The sequence below is a fragment of the Acinetobacter sp. ANC 3929 genome (assembly GCF_000369405.1).
In the GTDB taxonomy this organism is placed as follows: Bacteria; Pseudomonadota; Gammaproteobacteria; order Pseudomonadales; family Moraxellaceae; genus Acinetobacter.
On sequence record NZ_KB850002.1, the window covers coordinates 276,827 to 292,507 of the forward strand.

General features: G+C 42.0%; 17 protein-coding genes. 11 read left to right on the forward strand and 6 right to left on the reverse strand.

The genetic code is table 11. The features are described from left to right. Positions 1-48: 48 nt before the first annotated feature. A complete protein-coding gene (locus tag F909_RS00240; RefSeq protein ID WP_005155134.1) occupies positions 49-1,059 on the reverse strand; it encodes a zinc-binding alcohol dehydrogenase family protein in 1,011 nt (336 codons plus the stop codon). A 99-nt stretch (positions 1,060-1,158) separates the two neighbouring features. Here F909_RS00240 and F909_RS00235 point away from each other — a divergent pair, with 99 nt between their 5' ends. The 8 genes from F909_RS00235 to F909_RS00200 all read left to right on the forward strand — a co-directional run bounded on the left by F909_RS00235 (position 1,159) and on the right by F909_RS00200 (position 9,189). Next, a complete protein-coding gene (locus tag F909_RS00235) occupies positions 1,159-1,521 on the forward strand; it encodes a winged helix-turn-helix transcriptional regulator (protein WP_005155135.1) in 363 nt (120 codons plus the stop codon). Positions 1,522-1,678: 157 nt separating this feature from the next. Then, positions 1,679-2,128: a hypothetical protein gene (locus tag F909_RS00230; protein ID WP_004802536.1), complete on the forward strand. Its 450-nt coding sequence runs from the start codon at positions 1,679-1,681 to the stop codon at positions 2,126-2,128. A gap of 33 nt (positions 2,129-2,161) precedes the next feature. Then, positions 2,162-4,801 (forward strand): type I DNA topoisomerase, encoded by a 2,640-nt coding sequence (gene topA / locus F909_RS00225; protein ID WP_005155136.1) that lies wholly within the window; start codon positions 2,162-2,164, stop codon positions 4,799-4,801. Positions 4,802-4,890: 89 nt separating this feature from the next. Beyond that, positions 4,891-5,649: a hypothetical protein gene (locus F909_RS00220; protein WP_005155137.1), complete on the forward strand. Its 759-nt coding sequence runs from the start codon at positions 4,891-4,893 to the stop codon at positions 5,647-5,649. Between the two features lie 190 nt (positions 5,650-5,839). After that, positions 5,840-6,412, forward strand: a complete 573-nt coding sequence (locus F909_RS00215; protein WP_005155139.1) for an HdeD family acid-resistance protein — start codon at positions 5,840-5,842, stop codon at positions 6,410-6,412. 118 nt (positions 6,413-6,530) lie between these two features. Next, entirely contained in the window at positions 6,531-8,510 is a 1,980-nt protein-coding gene (locus tag F909_RS00210) for an ATP-dependent helicase (RefSeq protein WP_005155140.1), read from the forward strand. A 64-nt stretch (positions 8,511-8,574) separates the two neighbouring features. Next, positions 8,575-8,820, forward strand: a complete 246-nt coding sequence (locus F909_RS00205) for an RNA recognition motif domain-containing protein (protein WP_004659070.1) — start codon at positions 8,575-8,577, stop codon at positions 8,818-8,820. A gap of 6 nt (positions 8,821-8,826) precedes the next feature. Continuing rightward, positions 8,827-9,189, forward strand: coding sequence for an ASCH domain-containing protein (locus F909_RS00200; protein ID WP_005155143.1), 363 nt, complete (start codon positions 8,827-8,829; stop codon positions 9,187-9,189). Positions 9,190-9,203: 14 nt separating this feature from the next. On the opposite strand, the gene F909_RS00195 is transcribed toward F909_RS00200, so the two are convergent. Further along, complete coding sequence (locus F909_RS00195) at positions 9,204-9,548, reverse strand: EF-hand domain-containing protein (RefSeq protein WP_005155150.1); 345 nt, start codon at positions 9,546-9,548, stop codon at positions 9,204-9,206. Between the two features lie 352 nt (positions 9,549-9,900). Between F909_RS00195 and F909_RS00190 the strand changes: the two genes are divergently transcribed. Further along, the gene (locus tag F909_RS00190; RefSeq protein WP_005155152.1) at positions 9,901-10,404 is read left to right on the forward strand and encodes a DUF6586 family protein; all 504 of its coding nucleotides are present in this window, start codon (positions 9,901-9,903) and stop codon (positions 10,402-10,404) included. 103 nt (positions 10,405-10,507) lie between these two features. Further along, on the forward strand, positions 10,508-10,786 hold the full coding sequence (locus tag F909_RS00185; protein WP_004802556.1) for a hypothetical protein: 279 nt from the start codon (positions 10,508-10,510) through the stop codon (positions 10,784-10,786). Positions 10,787-10,839: 53 nt separating this feature from the next. Here the strand turns inward: F909_RS00185 and F909_RS00180 are convergent, their stop codons facing one another. The 4 genes from F909_RS00180 to F909_RS00165 all read right to left on the reverse strand — a co-directional run bounded on the left by F909_RS00180 (position 10,840) and on the right by F909_RS00165 (position 14,840). Further along, entirely contained in the window at positions 10,840-12,555 is a 1,716-nt protein-coding gene (locus F909_RS00180; protein ID WP_005155153.1) for a cation:proton antiporter, read from the reverse strand. Between the two features lie 225 nt (positions 12,556-12,780). Next, positions 12,781-12,936: a 50S ribosomal protein L33 gene (gene rpmG, locus F909_RS00175; RefSeq protein ID WP_003654787.1), complete on the reverse strand. Its 156-nt coding sequence runs from the start codon at positions 12,934-12,936 to the stop codon at positions 12,781-12,783. 12 nt (positions 12,937-12,948) lie between these two features. Continuing rightward, a complete protein-coding gene (gene rpmB / locus F909_RS00170) occupies positions 12,949-13,185 on the reverse strand; it encodes a 50S ribosomal protein L28 (RefSeq protein WP_004649871.1) in 237 nt (78 codons plus the stop codon). A gap of 200 nt (positions 13,186-13,385) precedes the next feature. Beyond that, a complete protein-coding gene (locus tag F909_RS00165; protein ID WP_005155156.1) occupies positions 13,386-14,840 on the reverse strand; it encodes a coniferyl aldehyde dehydrogenase in 1,455 nt (484 codons plus the stop codon). Positions 14,841-14,961: 121 nt separating this feature from the next. On the opposite strand from F909_RS00165, the gene F909_RS00160 reads away from it, so the two are divergent. Then, the gene (locus F909_RS00160; RefSeq protein WP_004655980.1) at positions 14,962-15,660 is read left to right on the forward strand and encodes a TetR/AcrR family transcriptional regulator; all 699 of its coding nucleotides are present in this window, start codon (positions 14,962-14,964) and stop codon (positions 15,658-15,660) included. Positions 15,661-15,681: the final 21 nt, after the last annotated feature.

The window sequence follows — 15,681 nt, forward strand, 5'->3', positions numbered from 1 at the left end:
AGCAATGCGGAGTTGCATTGCTGTAAGATTTACCTTGAATGATTGCATTTAAAAACCATGCAGCACAATTTTCCCTTTGGTTGTACCCGTTTCGATTTGTTGATGTGCACGTTTCAGGTTTTCGGCGTTGATTGGTGATAGAACCTGACTCACTGTAGTTTTTATTTTTCCAGCATCAACTAAGCCTGCAACCTGATTCAACAGTTGGCTCTGTTTGATCATATCTTCGGTCTGGTACATAGAACGCGTGAACATAAGCTCCCAATGAACCGAAACAGACTTTGATTTAAAGGGCTGAATGTCGAGTTGCTCAGGATCATCAATTAAACCGAAATGCCCTTGGGCTGCGATCAGTTCTGCAATATCAGCGAGATGCTGATCGGTTTGCGTGGTTGAAAATACATATAAAGGCGCATTTAAACCGAGCTGTTGAATTTGTGCCGCTAAAGCTTGGCTATGGTCCAATACATAATCTGCGCCCAACTGTTTTATCCATTCAGCAGTCTCTGGTCGAGATGCCGTACTGATGATGGTCAGATTGGTTAATTGTTTCAGCAATTGAATGGTAGTTGAACCAACGCCACCCGCACCACCAATGACGAGGATCGACGTGTTTTCAGTGGCAGTTTGAGGTACTTGTAATCGATCAAACAGCATTTCCCATGCGGTAATTGCAGTCAAAGGCAGTGCTGCTGCTTCGCTTGCATCGAGTGATTGGGGTTTATGTCCAACAATGCGCTCATCAACCAGTTGTAGTTCACAGTTACTGCCTGACCGGTTGAGCGCACCCGCATACCAGACTTGATCACCAATTTTGAATTGAGTGACGTGTTCGCCAATGGCCTCAACAACACCAACCGCATCCCAGCCCAGAATTTTCCATTGATGATCTTCTGCGCTTTTATTGTTTCGAATTTTGGTATCGACTGGATTGACTGAAATAGCTTGCACACGGACGAGTAAATCATGCCCTTGTGCAACCGGTGAGTCGATCTCAATATCGACAAGTGCATCGTCTAATGTAATTGCACCTGCCTTTTGATATGCCACAGCTTTCATCGTTATGCTTCCACTTGATTGGACTCTCAGCATAACTTAAGCTTAATTTTGGTGACTACAGACAAATAACGCTCATAGTGTCAAAAAGGATACTGTAAAATGGCAAAAATGCGACATTCGAGTTTTGATTGTTCCCCAGGCTGTTCCGTCGAAGCTGCCATCAGCTTGATTGATGGTAAATGGAAGTGTGTCATTCTCTGGCATTTATTTAATGAGGGCACCTTGAGATTTAACGAAATTCGCAAGCGTGTACCGAGTATTACGCAGAGAATGCTGACCAATCAGCTACGTGAATTAGAACAAGATGGCCTGCTGCATCGAGAGGTCTATCCTCAGGTGCCTCCAAAAGTTGAATATTGTTTAACTGATTTAGGCCGTAGTCTGGAGCAGATTATTGTTGCATTGAAGAATTGGGGAGATGCACATCTCGATCAATTCGGAAAATTAACGCTTGTTGAATAAAATAAGCGTGTTAAACGTATTTTGTTTTTAGGCTTTGGGTGGTCTGCAAAGGGATGCTTCAAAGGCTATCGTTGAATCCAAGATTATTTTTACGTTGTAACTTGCCTTTTGGATTCAACTTATGTAACGCTAATAAAAGAAAGTTTTGGGCTACTTTATGAGTAATATTGGAATTTGGATCACGGTCGCGATTGTACTTTTTGTACTCGGTTCGATTTTTGGCTTACGTGTCAGCCCGCGTGAAAAGGCATTGGGTATGATGCGTGACCAAGCACGTAAAATGGGATTGCATCCTCGTTTAATCGTTGCGCCAGAATGGACCAAGATCCCGATGGCCTCGGAAAAACGTGCCAGTATGGTGGCCTATTATAGTGTTCTTATTCCAGATGCCCGTTTGGCGTTGATGCGTGCGCGTGTGGTCGATGGAAAACTTCAGGTGGTGCAAGGTGATCAGAAATTTAATGATTTAACCATTGCATTAAAAGGAGTTTATGCTATTGATATGCAGGCAAACTGTGTCGGACTATATTGGGATGAAGAAACAGACCTAAGAGCCACACAGCTTGAACAGATAAAAGCTTATTTACATGATTTAGCACAGCGCTAACTCTCTGATTGATCATAGGAAAAACGATTTATTATGGCGAATACTCCACGCTCTGCTTCAGAAAGCACAGCAGCTTCCGCATCTGCTGCAAAGAAACGTGCCTTAGTGATTGTGGAGTCGCCTGCAAAAGCGAAAACAATTAATAAATATTTGGGTTCACAGTATGTGGTGAAGTCATCGGTAGGTCATGTGCGTGATTTACCGACAGGAGGTGGTGCGAAGTCTGCGGAAAAGAAGCCTGCAACTCGTGCCAAATTGACTGAACAGCAGAAAACTGAAAAGGCTCAATCTGCCCTCATTAACCGTATGGGTGTTGATCCAGAGCATGATTGGATCGCACACTATGAAGTACTGCCAGGCAAAGAGCATGTGGTTGCCGAACTGAAAAAACTCGCCAAAGATGCAGATGCAATCTATCTCGCAACGGATTTGGATAGAGAAGGGGAAGCGATTGCTTGGCACTTGAGAGAGGTCATCGGTGGTGATGATAGCCGTTACCATCGTGTGGTTTTTAACGAGATTACCAAAAATGCCATTCAAGAAGCGTTTAAACAGCCAACACGACTTGATTTAAACCGTGTCAATGCTCAGCAGGCACGTCGTTTCCTCGACCGTGTTGTGGGCTTTATGGTGTCACCACTGCTATGGGAAAAAATTGCCCGTGGCCTATCAGCTGGGCGAGTGCAGTCTGTTGCTGTGAAATTGGTGGTTGAGCGTGAACGCGAAATCCGTGCATTTATTCCAGAAGAATATTGGCAAGTCTTTGCAGATACCATTTCCAAGAAAGAAGACATTCGCTTAGAAGCGGTTAAACAAGCAGGTAAAACACTTAAGCTTAAAAACAAAGCGGAAACTGATGCTTTACTCAGCGTATTAAAAGATGCTGAATATAAAGTAGCATTGCGTGAAGATAAACCAACCAAAGTTAATCCAAGTGCCCCGTATATCACTTCAACCTTACAACAAGCGGCGAGTACGCGTTTAGGGTTCTCTGTAAAGAAAACCATGATGTTGGCGCAACGTTTGTATGAAGGTGGTTTTATTACTTATATGCGTACAGACTCAACCTTTTTGAGTGATGACGCTGTGAATATGGTGCGTAACCATATTCAACAAAATTTTGGTGAAAAATATGTACCTGCCAAGCCAAATCGTTATGGCAATAAAGCGGGTGCACAGGAAGCCCATGAAGCAATCCGTCCTTCAGATGTTGGTTTGACTGGCGATAAACTTGCGGGCGTAGAGCGTGATGCACAGCGTTTATATGATTTGATTTGGCGTCAATTTGTTGCCTGTCAAATGACACCAGCAGAATATTTATCTTCGACGTTGACTGTTGAAGCGTCAAATGTTGAGTTAAAGGCCAAAGGCCGTACACTGGTATTTGATGGTTTTACCCGTGTTCGTGGTGCCAATAAATCGGATGATGATATTTTATTGCCTGCGGTGAAAGTTGGTGAAGTCCTTAAGTTAGAAAAACTTGATCCGAGTCAGCATTTTACTAAGCCACCTGCACGCTTTACCGAAGCGTCTTTGGTGAAAGAATTAGAGAAAAAAGGCATTGGCCGTCCATCGACCTATGCTGCGATTATTTCGACCATTCAGGAACGTGGTTATGTAAAACTGGAAAACCGTCGTCTCTTTGCCGAGAAGATGGGTGAGATCGTTACAGATCGTTTGGATGAAAGTTTTAATAACCTGATGAATTATGCTTTTACCGCTGATTTAGAAGGTCAATTAGACCGTGTTGCAATGGGTGAGCGTAACTGGAAAGAGTTACTGGATACCTTCTACGGTGATTTTAAGAAACGTTTGACCAATGCGCAGGGTGAAAGCGGTATGCGCCGTAATCAGCCAGTCGAAGTTGCCGATGTCTCTTGCCCTGAATGTTCACGCCCAATGCAAGTTCGCACGGGCACAACTGGTGTATTCTTAGGATGTTCAGGTTATAACTTGCCACCGAAAGAGCGTTGTAAAGGAACACTGAACTTAACGCCAGTTGAGTCTTTGGCGGCATTGTCGGATGACGATGGTGCTGAAACTGCTGATTTGATGTCGAAACACCGTTGCCCTAAATGCGGTACAGCAATGGACAGCTATGTGGTCGATGGTGGTCGTAAATTGCATGTCTGTGGTAATAACCCAGATTGTGATGGTTACGAAGTCGAAGAAGGTGAATTCAAGATCAAGGGCTATGACGGTCCAACCATTCCATGTGATAAATGTGACGGTGAGATGCAGTTAAAAACCGGTCGTTTTGGTCCTTACTTTGCCTGCTCAAGCTGTGACAATACCCGTAAAGTATTAAAGAGCGGTCAACCAGCACCGCCGCGTGTTGATCCAATCAAAATGGAACACTTACGTTCAGCCAAGCATGATGATTTCTTTGTGTTACGTGATGGTGCAGCTGGCCTGTTCTTGGCAGCCAGCAAATTCCCGAAAATTCGTGAAACGCGTGCACCGAAAGTGGCTGAATTACGCAGTGTTGCTGAGCAGCTTGATCCGAAATACCAGTTCTTGTTGGAAGCTCCCGATGTTGATCCAGAAGGTAATCCAACGGTGGTGAAATTCAGCCGTAAGAACCAAGCACAGTATGTGGGTTCAGAGACTACTGAAGGCAAACAAACCAAGTGGAGTTTGGTTTTCCAAGATGGTAAATGGATAGAGGCTTAAACATTAAAGTTTAAAAAATGCTGGCAATTGCTGGCATTTTTTATAGCATAAAGAAAAATAATAATGACTTTGGGTTGGGGGAGAAGTTCATGTGGAAAAATATTCGAGTTGCATGCTTATTGCTGGTGTTGCTGATTGTTGCAGTAAATGCTTATCGTGATCAAAATCAGGATTGGAATCAGCCAATTAATATCTTACTTCATCCGATTAACGCGGATGGATTAGCCACAACACAGCAATATATTCAACAATTGCAGCAAGATGATTTTGCTGAGGTGAAGCAATATCTGGAAAAAAACAGTCAGCAATATCGAGGGCAAAGCAGCTACTTTATCATTCAAATTGGGCGTGAATTAAAGCAAACACCACCGAAGATGTCTGAGCAACCAAGTATTTTGAATAATATGCTGTGGAGTCTCAAGTTTCGCTTTTATGCATGGAAACAGCACCAGTCGATTGATGGATCACCGAGCCTAACTCTATATTTGAATTTCTATGACCCAAAGCAAACACGTGAGTTAAAACACTCGACTGCATTAGAGCGTGGGCGAATCGGTTCGGTCAATTTATTTGCTTCAGCAAAACAGGCAGAACAGAACAATGTGGTATTGGTACATGAGTTACTGCATGGTTTTGGCGCGACAGATAAATATAATTTAAGCAATGGTGAGCCTATTTTCCCTATTGGCTATGCACAAGCAGATAAACAACCTCTATTTCCACAAACAGAGGCTGAAATTATGGGGGGACGTATCCCACTCTCAGAACACAAAAGTACAATGCCAAATAATTTAGAGCAGACGGTATTGAGTGTGCTAACAGCCCAAGAAATTGGCTGGATCAAATGAATTGTGGATAAGTCTCGGCTTATCCATAGATGGATCTTGATGAACAGAATCGTGGCCTAACGAGAGACCATTTAAATAAAACATGAGTTTTCCTGACATTACATTATTAATTATCAACATGCCTTATACAGAACTGAGCGGGAAACTCGCTCAAAATGGAGATATAACATTGATGATAAAAGAGTAAATAATGATGAAAACAGTGGGTAACGATCTGATTCGCAATCAGCTACATGCTGATCGTAAATGGTATCTGTTATTGGGTGTGTTATTGGTTATTTTTGGCCTAGTTCTTTTAGCGGCTTTACCATTTGCAACATTATCTGCCGTGTTGTTGTTCGGTGTGTTGATGATGTTGGGTGGTATTTTGCATTTTGTTGCCGCATTTATGGTGTTTAAAGGTGGCACACGTTGGTTGTGGGCCTTGTTTGGTGTGTTGTATTTGGCAGCAGGTTATTTTGCCTTTACTACGCCTGTGATTACCGCGGTGGTGCTCACCAGTTTCTTGGCCATTGCCTTAATTATTGCGGGGATTATTCGTAGTGTAAATGCTTTTATTTTACGACCAATCTCAGGCTGGGGCTGGGTACTGTTTTCGGGTATATTGACCCTATTAACAGGAATTTTGATTCTTTCATCACCTGATTCACCGTTTTGGGTGTTGGGGATGTTCCTTGCGATTGATATTTTGTTCCAAGGGATTAATTACCTGACTTTTGCGGGTGCAATTAAGCAGTTGCCGCATAGTTCAACTACAGTTTAAGTAACCAAGCTAGAAGGAAGAGCATGTATGACACATGCTCTTTTTGTTTTTGTAGCAGAAAACATCTCGACTGCTTTAGTCTGTTAAAATAGCGCTTCATTTCTAATTGACCAATTGTATGACGCTTGCCAAGCTAATTGATGAACTGAATCCGCAACAAAGACGGGCAGCCACAACAGTGGCACAAAATTGTCTAGTTTTGGCAGGAGCTGGTTGCGGTAAAACCAAGACGATTGTAGCGAGAGCAGCGTATTTAATTGATCAAGGTTTGCCAGCACAACAGATCCAGATTCTGACCTTTACCCGTCGTGCAGCAAGTGAAATTGTAACCCGTGTTGAACAGCATATGGGCGTGCAGGCTAAAGGGTTACGCGCATCGACGTTCCATACTTTTTGTATGTATCTACTACGTCGTAATCCACGTGCGTTTGGTCTGACCCAGTTCAGTATTATTGATCGAGATGATCAATTGCTGATGTTCCGTTTGTTACGCGGTAAAGACCAGGGTAATGTGTTGCCGAAAGCGGCTGAATTGTGTGATCTCTATTCCTATGCCCGTAATACCAAAGCCAAACTGTCGGATGCTTTGGTTGAGCAGTTGCCTCAAGCGGTCGAGTATAAAGCGCAAATTACTGAATTGATGAAAGCCTATGAACAGCGTAAGCAAGAACGTAATTTCTTGGATTATGACGATATTCTGGCGATTGTCGCAGTGCATTTACAAAGTTCACCTGAACTGGTGAAGTGGGTCACTGGTTTTTGCTCTGCCTTGTTGGTTGATGAAATGCAGGATACCAATCCACTGCAATGGGCTTTGTTACAGCCGCTGGTGGGCAAGGTCAAATTGTTTTGTGTCGGAGATGATGCACAATCCATTTATGGTTTTCGTGGCGCAGATTTTGAAAATATTCATCATTTTAAAGAACGTGTGCCTGATGCCGAAGTACTGACTTTAGAAATGAATTATCGTTCGACCCAAGGTATTTTAGATTTATCTAATTGGTTGCTGGAGCAGAGCCAAATTGAATATGACAAACATTTACAGGCTTATCGCGGTAAAGGTTTAAAGCCACAATTGCATATCTTGAGCAATGAGTTTGAAGAAGCCAATTGGATGATCCAAGATTTGAATCGTCGCCATATACAAGGTGCGGCTTGGGCGGAACACATGGTGCTATTGCGTTCTGGTTTTAGTGGGCGTTTTTTGGAAGGAGCATTGATTGCGGCGAATATCCCTTATCGCTTTATTGGTGGGGTAAAGCTACTTGAATCTGCGCATGTTAAAGATGTATTGAGCTTACTGCGGGTGAGTGTTAACCCTCAAGATGATTTAGCGTGGATGCGCTTCCTGACGCTCTGGGATGGGGTAGGTGATGTCGGTGCCAGTAAGTTGGCACAGGAGTTGATTCAGCTTCCTGATATCGAAGCGCGTTGTCAACGTCTGGAACGACACGGCAAAGTACCACAGCAAGCGATTTTAATTTTGATGCAGCTGGATGTGTTGCAGCAACATGTCGAAGCTTGCATCGGTCTGGCAATCGATGCATTGAATGAACAGCTAGAAAATAATTATAAAACCAAAGATTGGTCACGCCGTGTCAAAGACTTTGACTTGGTCAAGCAATTGGCACGTAAACATAGCTCTCTTGGTGAGTTCTTAGAGGAATATGTGCTTGATCCAATTTCTGTTTCAGAAATTGATAAAACGCCTGACCAAGACTTAGTGACGCTGATTACCATCCATTCAGCGAAGGGTGCTGAACAGAAAGTCTGCTATGTTCCGCATGTTTCTCCGAATCAATATCCTCATGCACGCGCACAAGGTGATTTTGATGATGTTGAAGAGGAGCGTCGCGTACTTTATGTGGCCTTAACACGTGCAGAAGATGAATTGATTTTGACCAAACAGAATTTAAATTTATGGTCACAAGATCAATATGATGAGTTAGGAAGAAAAATAGAAAGCTACTTCCTCAATGATTTACCTCAACATTTAGTGGATGTTCAGATTCATCGAGATATTCCACGTGCCTATGCTCAGAGCAATCGCTCTCGTGCTGCCACAATCAATTTAGGTTTTGGGATTGATTTCGATTAAACTAAGCAGATTCAATTTCTTTTGATTCATTGATTAAACAATGAATCATCTTTTAGGTTTTAGCATGAAAATTTTAGTTCGTAATTTAGACCGTAATGTGACTGATGCGGAAATTCTCGACTTATTCAAAGCATATGGAAAAGTTGAGTCTTGTGTCGTGGTCAAAGATGAAGGAACAGGTAAATCGAAAGGTTTCGGTTTTGTTGAAATGCCAAACCCTCGTGAAGCAATTAAAGCAATTAAAGGTTTAAACACCTTGAAAGTAAAAAGCCAAGGCATTCGTGTCAAAGCTGCGGATGACAAAGCTTAATTATCGATGTTAAAGCAATATACCGCTTTATCAATTGTTGCGCCAAATGCTGAGCGAATAGCCAAGAAAATTAAAACGCTTGAAGTTCGCTCATGGCAACCTGAAATGTTGCCACTGAAAGATTTAATGATTGTAGAAAATCAAAATTTTCTTTTGAATGATGGGGGTGAAGACGTTGGTTTTGCAGTTGCACTGGTGGATATTGAATCAGTGCATTCGTGGCAATCTGATGAAGTTGATGCCGCTTGTGCGACGGATTGGACTGAAGGATATTTGGCTTGGATCATTCGCAATATTCGTCCGATTGATCCACCGATTCAAGTCTTGGCCAAGCGAAAATTCTATCTGCTTGAGCTGGATGTTGAGTAATTTTTGTCTTCGGCTTATTTGCCCCACGTTGAACCCCAACCCTGACAGGGATTGGAAAAGTATTGGTAAATGTTGATGATCTCTTGTTGATCAATGAGACCATTGCGATTGAGATCTAAGGCTTTAAAGATTTTTATTTTTTTTGAATCGATGGCAAGAATCTGTTTCTGCCAAGAAACGGGTTGACCTTGTAAAAGGATCAGTTTTTTCCATTCATTTTGATCAATCATTTGATCATGGTTGAGATCATAATCTGCATAGAGCTTTTCCCAGTCTAATCCTGCTGGCTCGCAGCTATAGGTGGTTGGGATGACCACACAGCATATTAAGCTCAGTATGGCTTGTTGAATATGACGCATGGACAGGCTCAAAAGATATTGATTTTATCATTAAAGCATTTAATCTTAAGTAGGGTCTATTGATATTTCAGCCATGCATTGCGTTATCGGCTAAAATGACATAAACAAGGCATGAAACGAAGACAATGGCGACTCCCTTGTTAAGTTTCATAACGCAGTTTATGGATGTTTTAGCCATAACCCTACGGGACAGGGACATTTTTTGCTGCTACTGCGTTATGTCTTATTTATTTAGAATAACTAAATTACATAAGACCTGCCTTGTAGCATCTAAAAAATGCCCTCTGTCGCAAGCATCTGTGAAATATCAATAGGCCCCAAACCAAGAGAAAGGATCTTTAAGGAAAATATTATGTCCCGTGTTGCTCGTTATCATGCAGATCGTACCAATCAAAAACTGTATTTTGCTCGTCTTGCATGTCAACAAGCGGAGCAAACTGAACATATTCAGCAGGCACAGGCTTATCGCGAAGCTGCGGTTTTCCATTTGCATGGTGCAATTTTAGCTTTTTTGCAGGAATTGGTACGTTATTACCGGTTGAATGAGTTACAGCCGACCTTTAAATCGATTGAGGAAAAGATGGCTGATAAAGGACAGGTTTCCCCAGAAATTTTAGTGTTACAACAGCTCGCAAAAGATGGTTTTGTGGCAGAGTTGAAGCGTGCTTACCGTATGTGCCAATACGCGCCTGAGCCAACTGCGCCTGAACCTGAAAATGAGACCTCTTCAAACCTCATTATTAAAGTCACACAAAGCCCACAGGCATGGTTGCCTGATGCTAAAATTTTACGTGAATGGCACCGTGAATTGAGTCATTTAATTGATGGTTTCCGCAATGAAATGGTGGAGTTCTAAGTCGAATGTTTAGGCCGACTTGAAATCTATACCAACAGCACTTATATAAATAAGACGTGAGCGCAAAATACTTTGCCACCATGTTGAAGCATGGAGAAAATTTATGTCAATGCAACAGTTAAAAGAATTATTTGGTAATCAGGAAGCAGTTCTTGAGTTGGTTCAACTCGAAGGTGGTGAGCTTGCTTTGCGCAATGCGGGTTCTGAAAATGAGCCTTTAGTTAAGATACAGTTTAGTGACGAAGTTAAAGCCATACTTGGTGATCAAACAGCAACTGTCGCACAGCATATGATTCAAGCCGCTTTGTTTGGTTTGTTAGAAAAGCAGATGAATGAGTGGCAAGCAGAAGTGGTCGATGAGCAACCTCAACACTTGAGCTAATCTCAAAGAATAAAAAAGCGTACTTAAAGTACGCTTTTTTATTCTGGAAATATTTAGTGAGCTTCGGACTGATGCGCCAGTTCGATTTGACTAAGAATATGATGGCTCATATTTTTTGCCATTTCTTCTTTGGCATAGAACACTTCACCGATGTTTTCCTCACGGATAATCACCGCTTCCTCTTTGCTTTCCGCACAAATAAGGACCTGAATCTCAGGATTGAGCTGTTTGGAAATATCCACGATACGATGAATATCTAGAATATCCATCGGTGAAATGACCAACAGACGGGCATGTTGAATATGCGCTTGAATTAATACATTGGGTTCAGTCGCTTCACCACTGACAGCAGCAATGCCTTGAGCACGTAGTTTTTCAACAATTTCACGATTTTCTTCAGCAATCACGACTTTGATATTTTGTTGCATCAGATTTTCGCTGATGCGACGTCCAACGCCACCATAGCCGATAATGACCACCTGATCGCGCAGATAAGCCTGATCTACCTCATCTGGCAACATAGCCAGTGGGTCACCACTACGTTCTAACATACGTGCCAAATGCGAGCGCTCACGAATCCAACGTTGCACAGGTTCGATTGCAGAGAACACAAATGAATTTAGGGTAATTGAGAATAATGCCCCTGCAAGGATCAGGTTTTGTGCATCAGGTGTGAGTAAACCGAGCGATAAGCCGAGTGTCGCCAAGATGAAGGAGAACTCCCCAATTTGTGCCAAACTCGCACCTACCGTTAAAGCAGTATTAATTGGATAGCGGAAGAATAACACCAAAGCCATCGCTGCTAAGGTCTTACCCACCATGATAATGGCAACAACTGCTAAAATCTTTAATGGTGCTTCAACCAAGATGCTTGGGTCGAACAGCATACCGACTGAGACGAAGAATAGAATCGAGAAGATTTCACGTAAAGGCAGGGTCTCTTCTTCAGCACGGTGACTAAAGTCAGATTCTTTAACCACCATTCCCGCAAAGAATGCGCCAAGTGCCATGGAAACACCAAACACAGCATAAGAACCGTAGGCAATTGAAACCGCAGCAGCTACGACGGTGAGCGTAAACAGTTCACGAGAACCTAAACGTGCGACAAATTGCATAATCATTGGCACAAGACGTTTACCAATAATCAGCATGAATGCAATAAAGCCACTGACTTTAAGTAGGGTAATGCCAATGGTGATCCAGATACTTTGTGATGTATCTGTTCCTGGTAGTGCTTGTCCACCGAGTAATACCGCTGTTGCAGGTAAAAGTACCAAGGCTAACACCATCACCAGATCTTCAACCAAGAGCCAGCCAACGGCAATTTTTCCGTTAACAGAGTCGAGTAAGCCGCGATCTCCCAAAGCCTTGAGTAATACCACTGTACTGGCACAGGATAAGCTTAAACCGAAAATCAGTGCTGAACCAAAGCTCCAGCCCCAAAACATGGAAACAGCAATACCGAGTAAGGTTGCAACGGCAATTTGCAAAATTGCACCAGGTAAGGCAATACGGCGGACTTGCAGTAAATCCTTGAGGGAGAAATGCATCCCTACACCGAACATTAAAAACATGACGCCAAGTTCGGCAAGCTGATTGGCAAGTTGTATATCGCCGACCACACCAGGGGTATTGGGACTAATAATGATGCCGGCAACTAAATAACCAATTAAAGGAGGGAGGCGTAGACGTGCTGCGATATAGCCAAAAATAAGGGCCATACCAAAACCAACAGCAAGTAATATAATTAAATCAACATCATGTGGCATCGAAATTCCTTAATCGTTGCGGTTAAGGTAGAAATAACTGAGCATAAAACATGCCAAGAAAACAGCGAATAAATTGTAACAAGTAAAATCGAATTTGTTGATGACAATTTTTTTAATTATCAAAAAAAATCATGTAGGTCTATTATGTATTTTATTTAATCAAAATACATTTATTAGGCAAAAAAAACGACTTCATTTAGAAGTCGCTTTTTTAAAGAACTAAAATTATTTAATTTTAGCTTCTTTGAAGATTACGTGTTGACGGATTTTTGGATCAAATTTTTTGATTTCCATTTTTTCCGGCATAGTACGTTTGTTCTTAGTAGTGGTATAGAAATAACCTGTACCAGCTGTAGAAACGAGGCGAATCTTATCACGCATTGTTCAGACTCCTTAAATCTTTTGACCTTGAGCACGGAGATCAGCAACAACTTTCTCAATACCCAATTTATCAATAATACGCATACCTTTAGTGGTTAGACGAAGACGTACAAAACGCTTTTCGCTTTCTAACCAAAAACGGTGGTGGTGCAGGTTCGGCTCGAACCGGCGTTTGGTTTTGTTGTTTGCGTGCGATACGTTGTTACCAACGATTGGACGCTTGCCGGTAACTTGGCAAACCTTAGACATGGTGAACTCCATTGCTAGTTTATACAGCACCGTTTCGTGCAACTAGCCATTCAAGTAAACGGATGAAATCATTCAAGGGGCGTTTTATACCAAAAATACGATTAAAAGACAAGCGAATTTGGTAAAAACAAGACATGATCTAGTGTGATAGCTCATGCCTTAACCAAGTGAGGGGGTGTTGATATGTCAACAGCCCCTTTCTAGCGAAATAGTGTTTTTAAAAGCAGCTTATGTGTTGCTTTATTATAAGGCGGTAGGATGAATTTTAAACTGTAAAGTTTAGGGCTTACTGGGTTTGACATCATTGAGCGTTCATGTGAGAAGCTAAAGAAACCTTCTTTGCCATGATATTTACCCATACCTGATGCACCAATGCCACCAAATGGCAGATCATCCTGTGCCACATGGGTCAGAACTTGGTTGATACCAAAATGCCCTGAATGGGTACGTCCCGCCACATAATCAGCGCGCGCAGTATCGATATCGAAGTAATAGAAAGCCAATGGGCGTGGACGACTATTAATGAATTGCAGCGCATCATCGATATGGTCGTATTCTAAAATAGGCAGAATTGGACCAAAGATCTCATTCTTCATAATTTCCATTTCAGTGGTCACGCCAGTTAATAAGGTCGGTGCAATTTTACGAACTTCATTTAAAGACTCATTTTGGGTATTGAGTTCAACAATATTGGCACCTTGTTCACGGGCATCCTCTAAGTAGCCTTGCAGACGGTTGTATTGTTTATCATTCACAATTGAGGTGTAATCTTTATTGTCACGCAAGCTTGGATACATGGTGTTTACAAAATCATTATAGTGCTTGGTGAACTCTGCTGTTTTACCTTTGGGCAGGAACATATAGTCTGGGGCTACACAGGTTTGACCCGCATTCCATAGCTTACCAACGGCAATACGTTGTGCGACATCACGGATATTCATCGCTGAATGGACCAATGCAGGTGATTTTCCACCGAGCTCTAAAATCACTGGCACCAGATTTTCTGCTGCTGCGGCCATGACAGTTTTACCCACAGATGTTGAGCCTGTGAAAATCATCTTATCAAACGCGAGGTGGCTGAATGCATCTGAAATGACGCCACCGCCATTTACCACAGCAACCAACTCTTGTGGAAATGCCTCTGAAAGGGCGTTTTCAAGCACATAACCAAAATTTGAAGAAGCACTCGAAATTTTGATCATGGCATGGTTACCCGCAGCCAATGCACAGATCAATGGGCCGACTGAAAGTAATAAAGGGTAGTTCCATGGTGCAATCACCCCGATCACACCTAGTGGTTGATATTCTACCCAGCCTTTTGCTGGTTGGTGTAACATGCTGATATGGCGTTTAGATGGTTTCATCCATTCAGTTAAGTTTTTACTGTAGTATTTGATATGTTCTAGACAAGTCAAAACTTCGCCAATTTTGGTTTCCATAATGGCGCGGTTGCCATAATCTTGACTAATTGCGTTAGCAAATTGATCTTGATACTTTATCAAGATATTTTTAAGTCGAGCTAAGCGTTCAATGCGTTCTTTGGCGCTTGGCACAGGATGGCGTTGGTAAGCTGCTTTTTGCTGCTCAAGCAAATCATGTAGCCGTTTCACATCAACATGAGGTGTCATAGCGGTTGTTTTTGTTTGACTGTTCATAGGAGTGGACCAAAAGAAAGCTTATTATTTTTTAATTTTTAGAGTAAATACTCTAAAGTGTCAAGTCGCTTTATAGGTTTGTTTTATAACCTATTGATTATGTTATAGATGGTTAAAATCAATGTCGCACGCTAAACCGAATAAAACAAAAGATCGAATTCTGCAAATCAGTTTGCAGTTGTTTAATGAGCGTGGAGAGCGTTCGGTCACAACCAACCACATCGCGGCTGAACTCGGGATTAGCCCAGGCAACTTGTATTATCATTTCCGTAACAAACAGGAAATTATTAAAGAACTGGCACAGCAATATCAGGCAGAAACCTTGGAAATGCTGGCATTACCAACGGATCGTCCATTGAATGCCAATGATAAAATTAGTTATTTCCAAGTACTCAGCAATCAATTGTGGGCATATCGCTTTATTCATCGTGATGTCTATCATCTGGTCGAAAATAATGAAGACTTCAGGAAAATCTATCCACGTTTTGCTGGACAGGTGATGCAGCAGGGGCAAAAAATTTATCGTGCCTTTGTGGATGCAGGATTGATGAAAATGACCGATTCAGAAATCGAAGCCTTGATTATCAACTTATGGATTGTGCTGACTAACTGGACCAATTTCTTATATATGTCTGGTCATATCAGCGATAACAATCGTTTGGAAGAAAAGTGGGTTTGGCAAGCATTGCGACAAATGGTGTTCTTAGAAGGCCCGTATTTAATGGGTGAAAGTCGCCAAACCTATGAACAGTTACTTAAATCACTTGGGCCATCCGACTTGTTCGCGAGTTTGTCTAATCTTAAAAATGATGATGAATAGATCGTCAGCAGCTATTTTGTC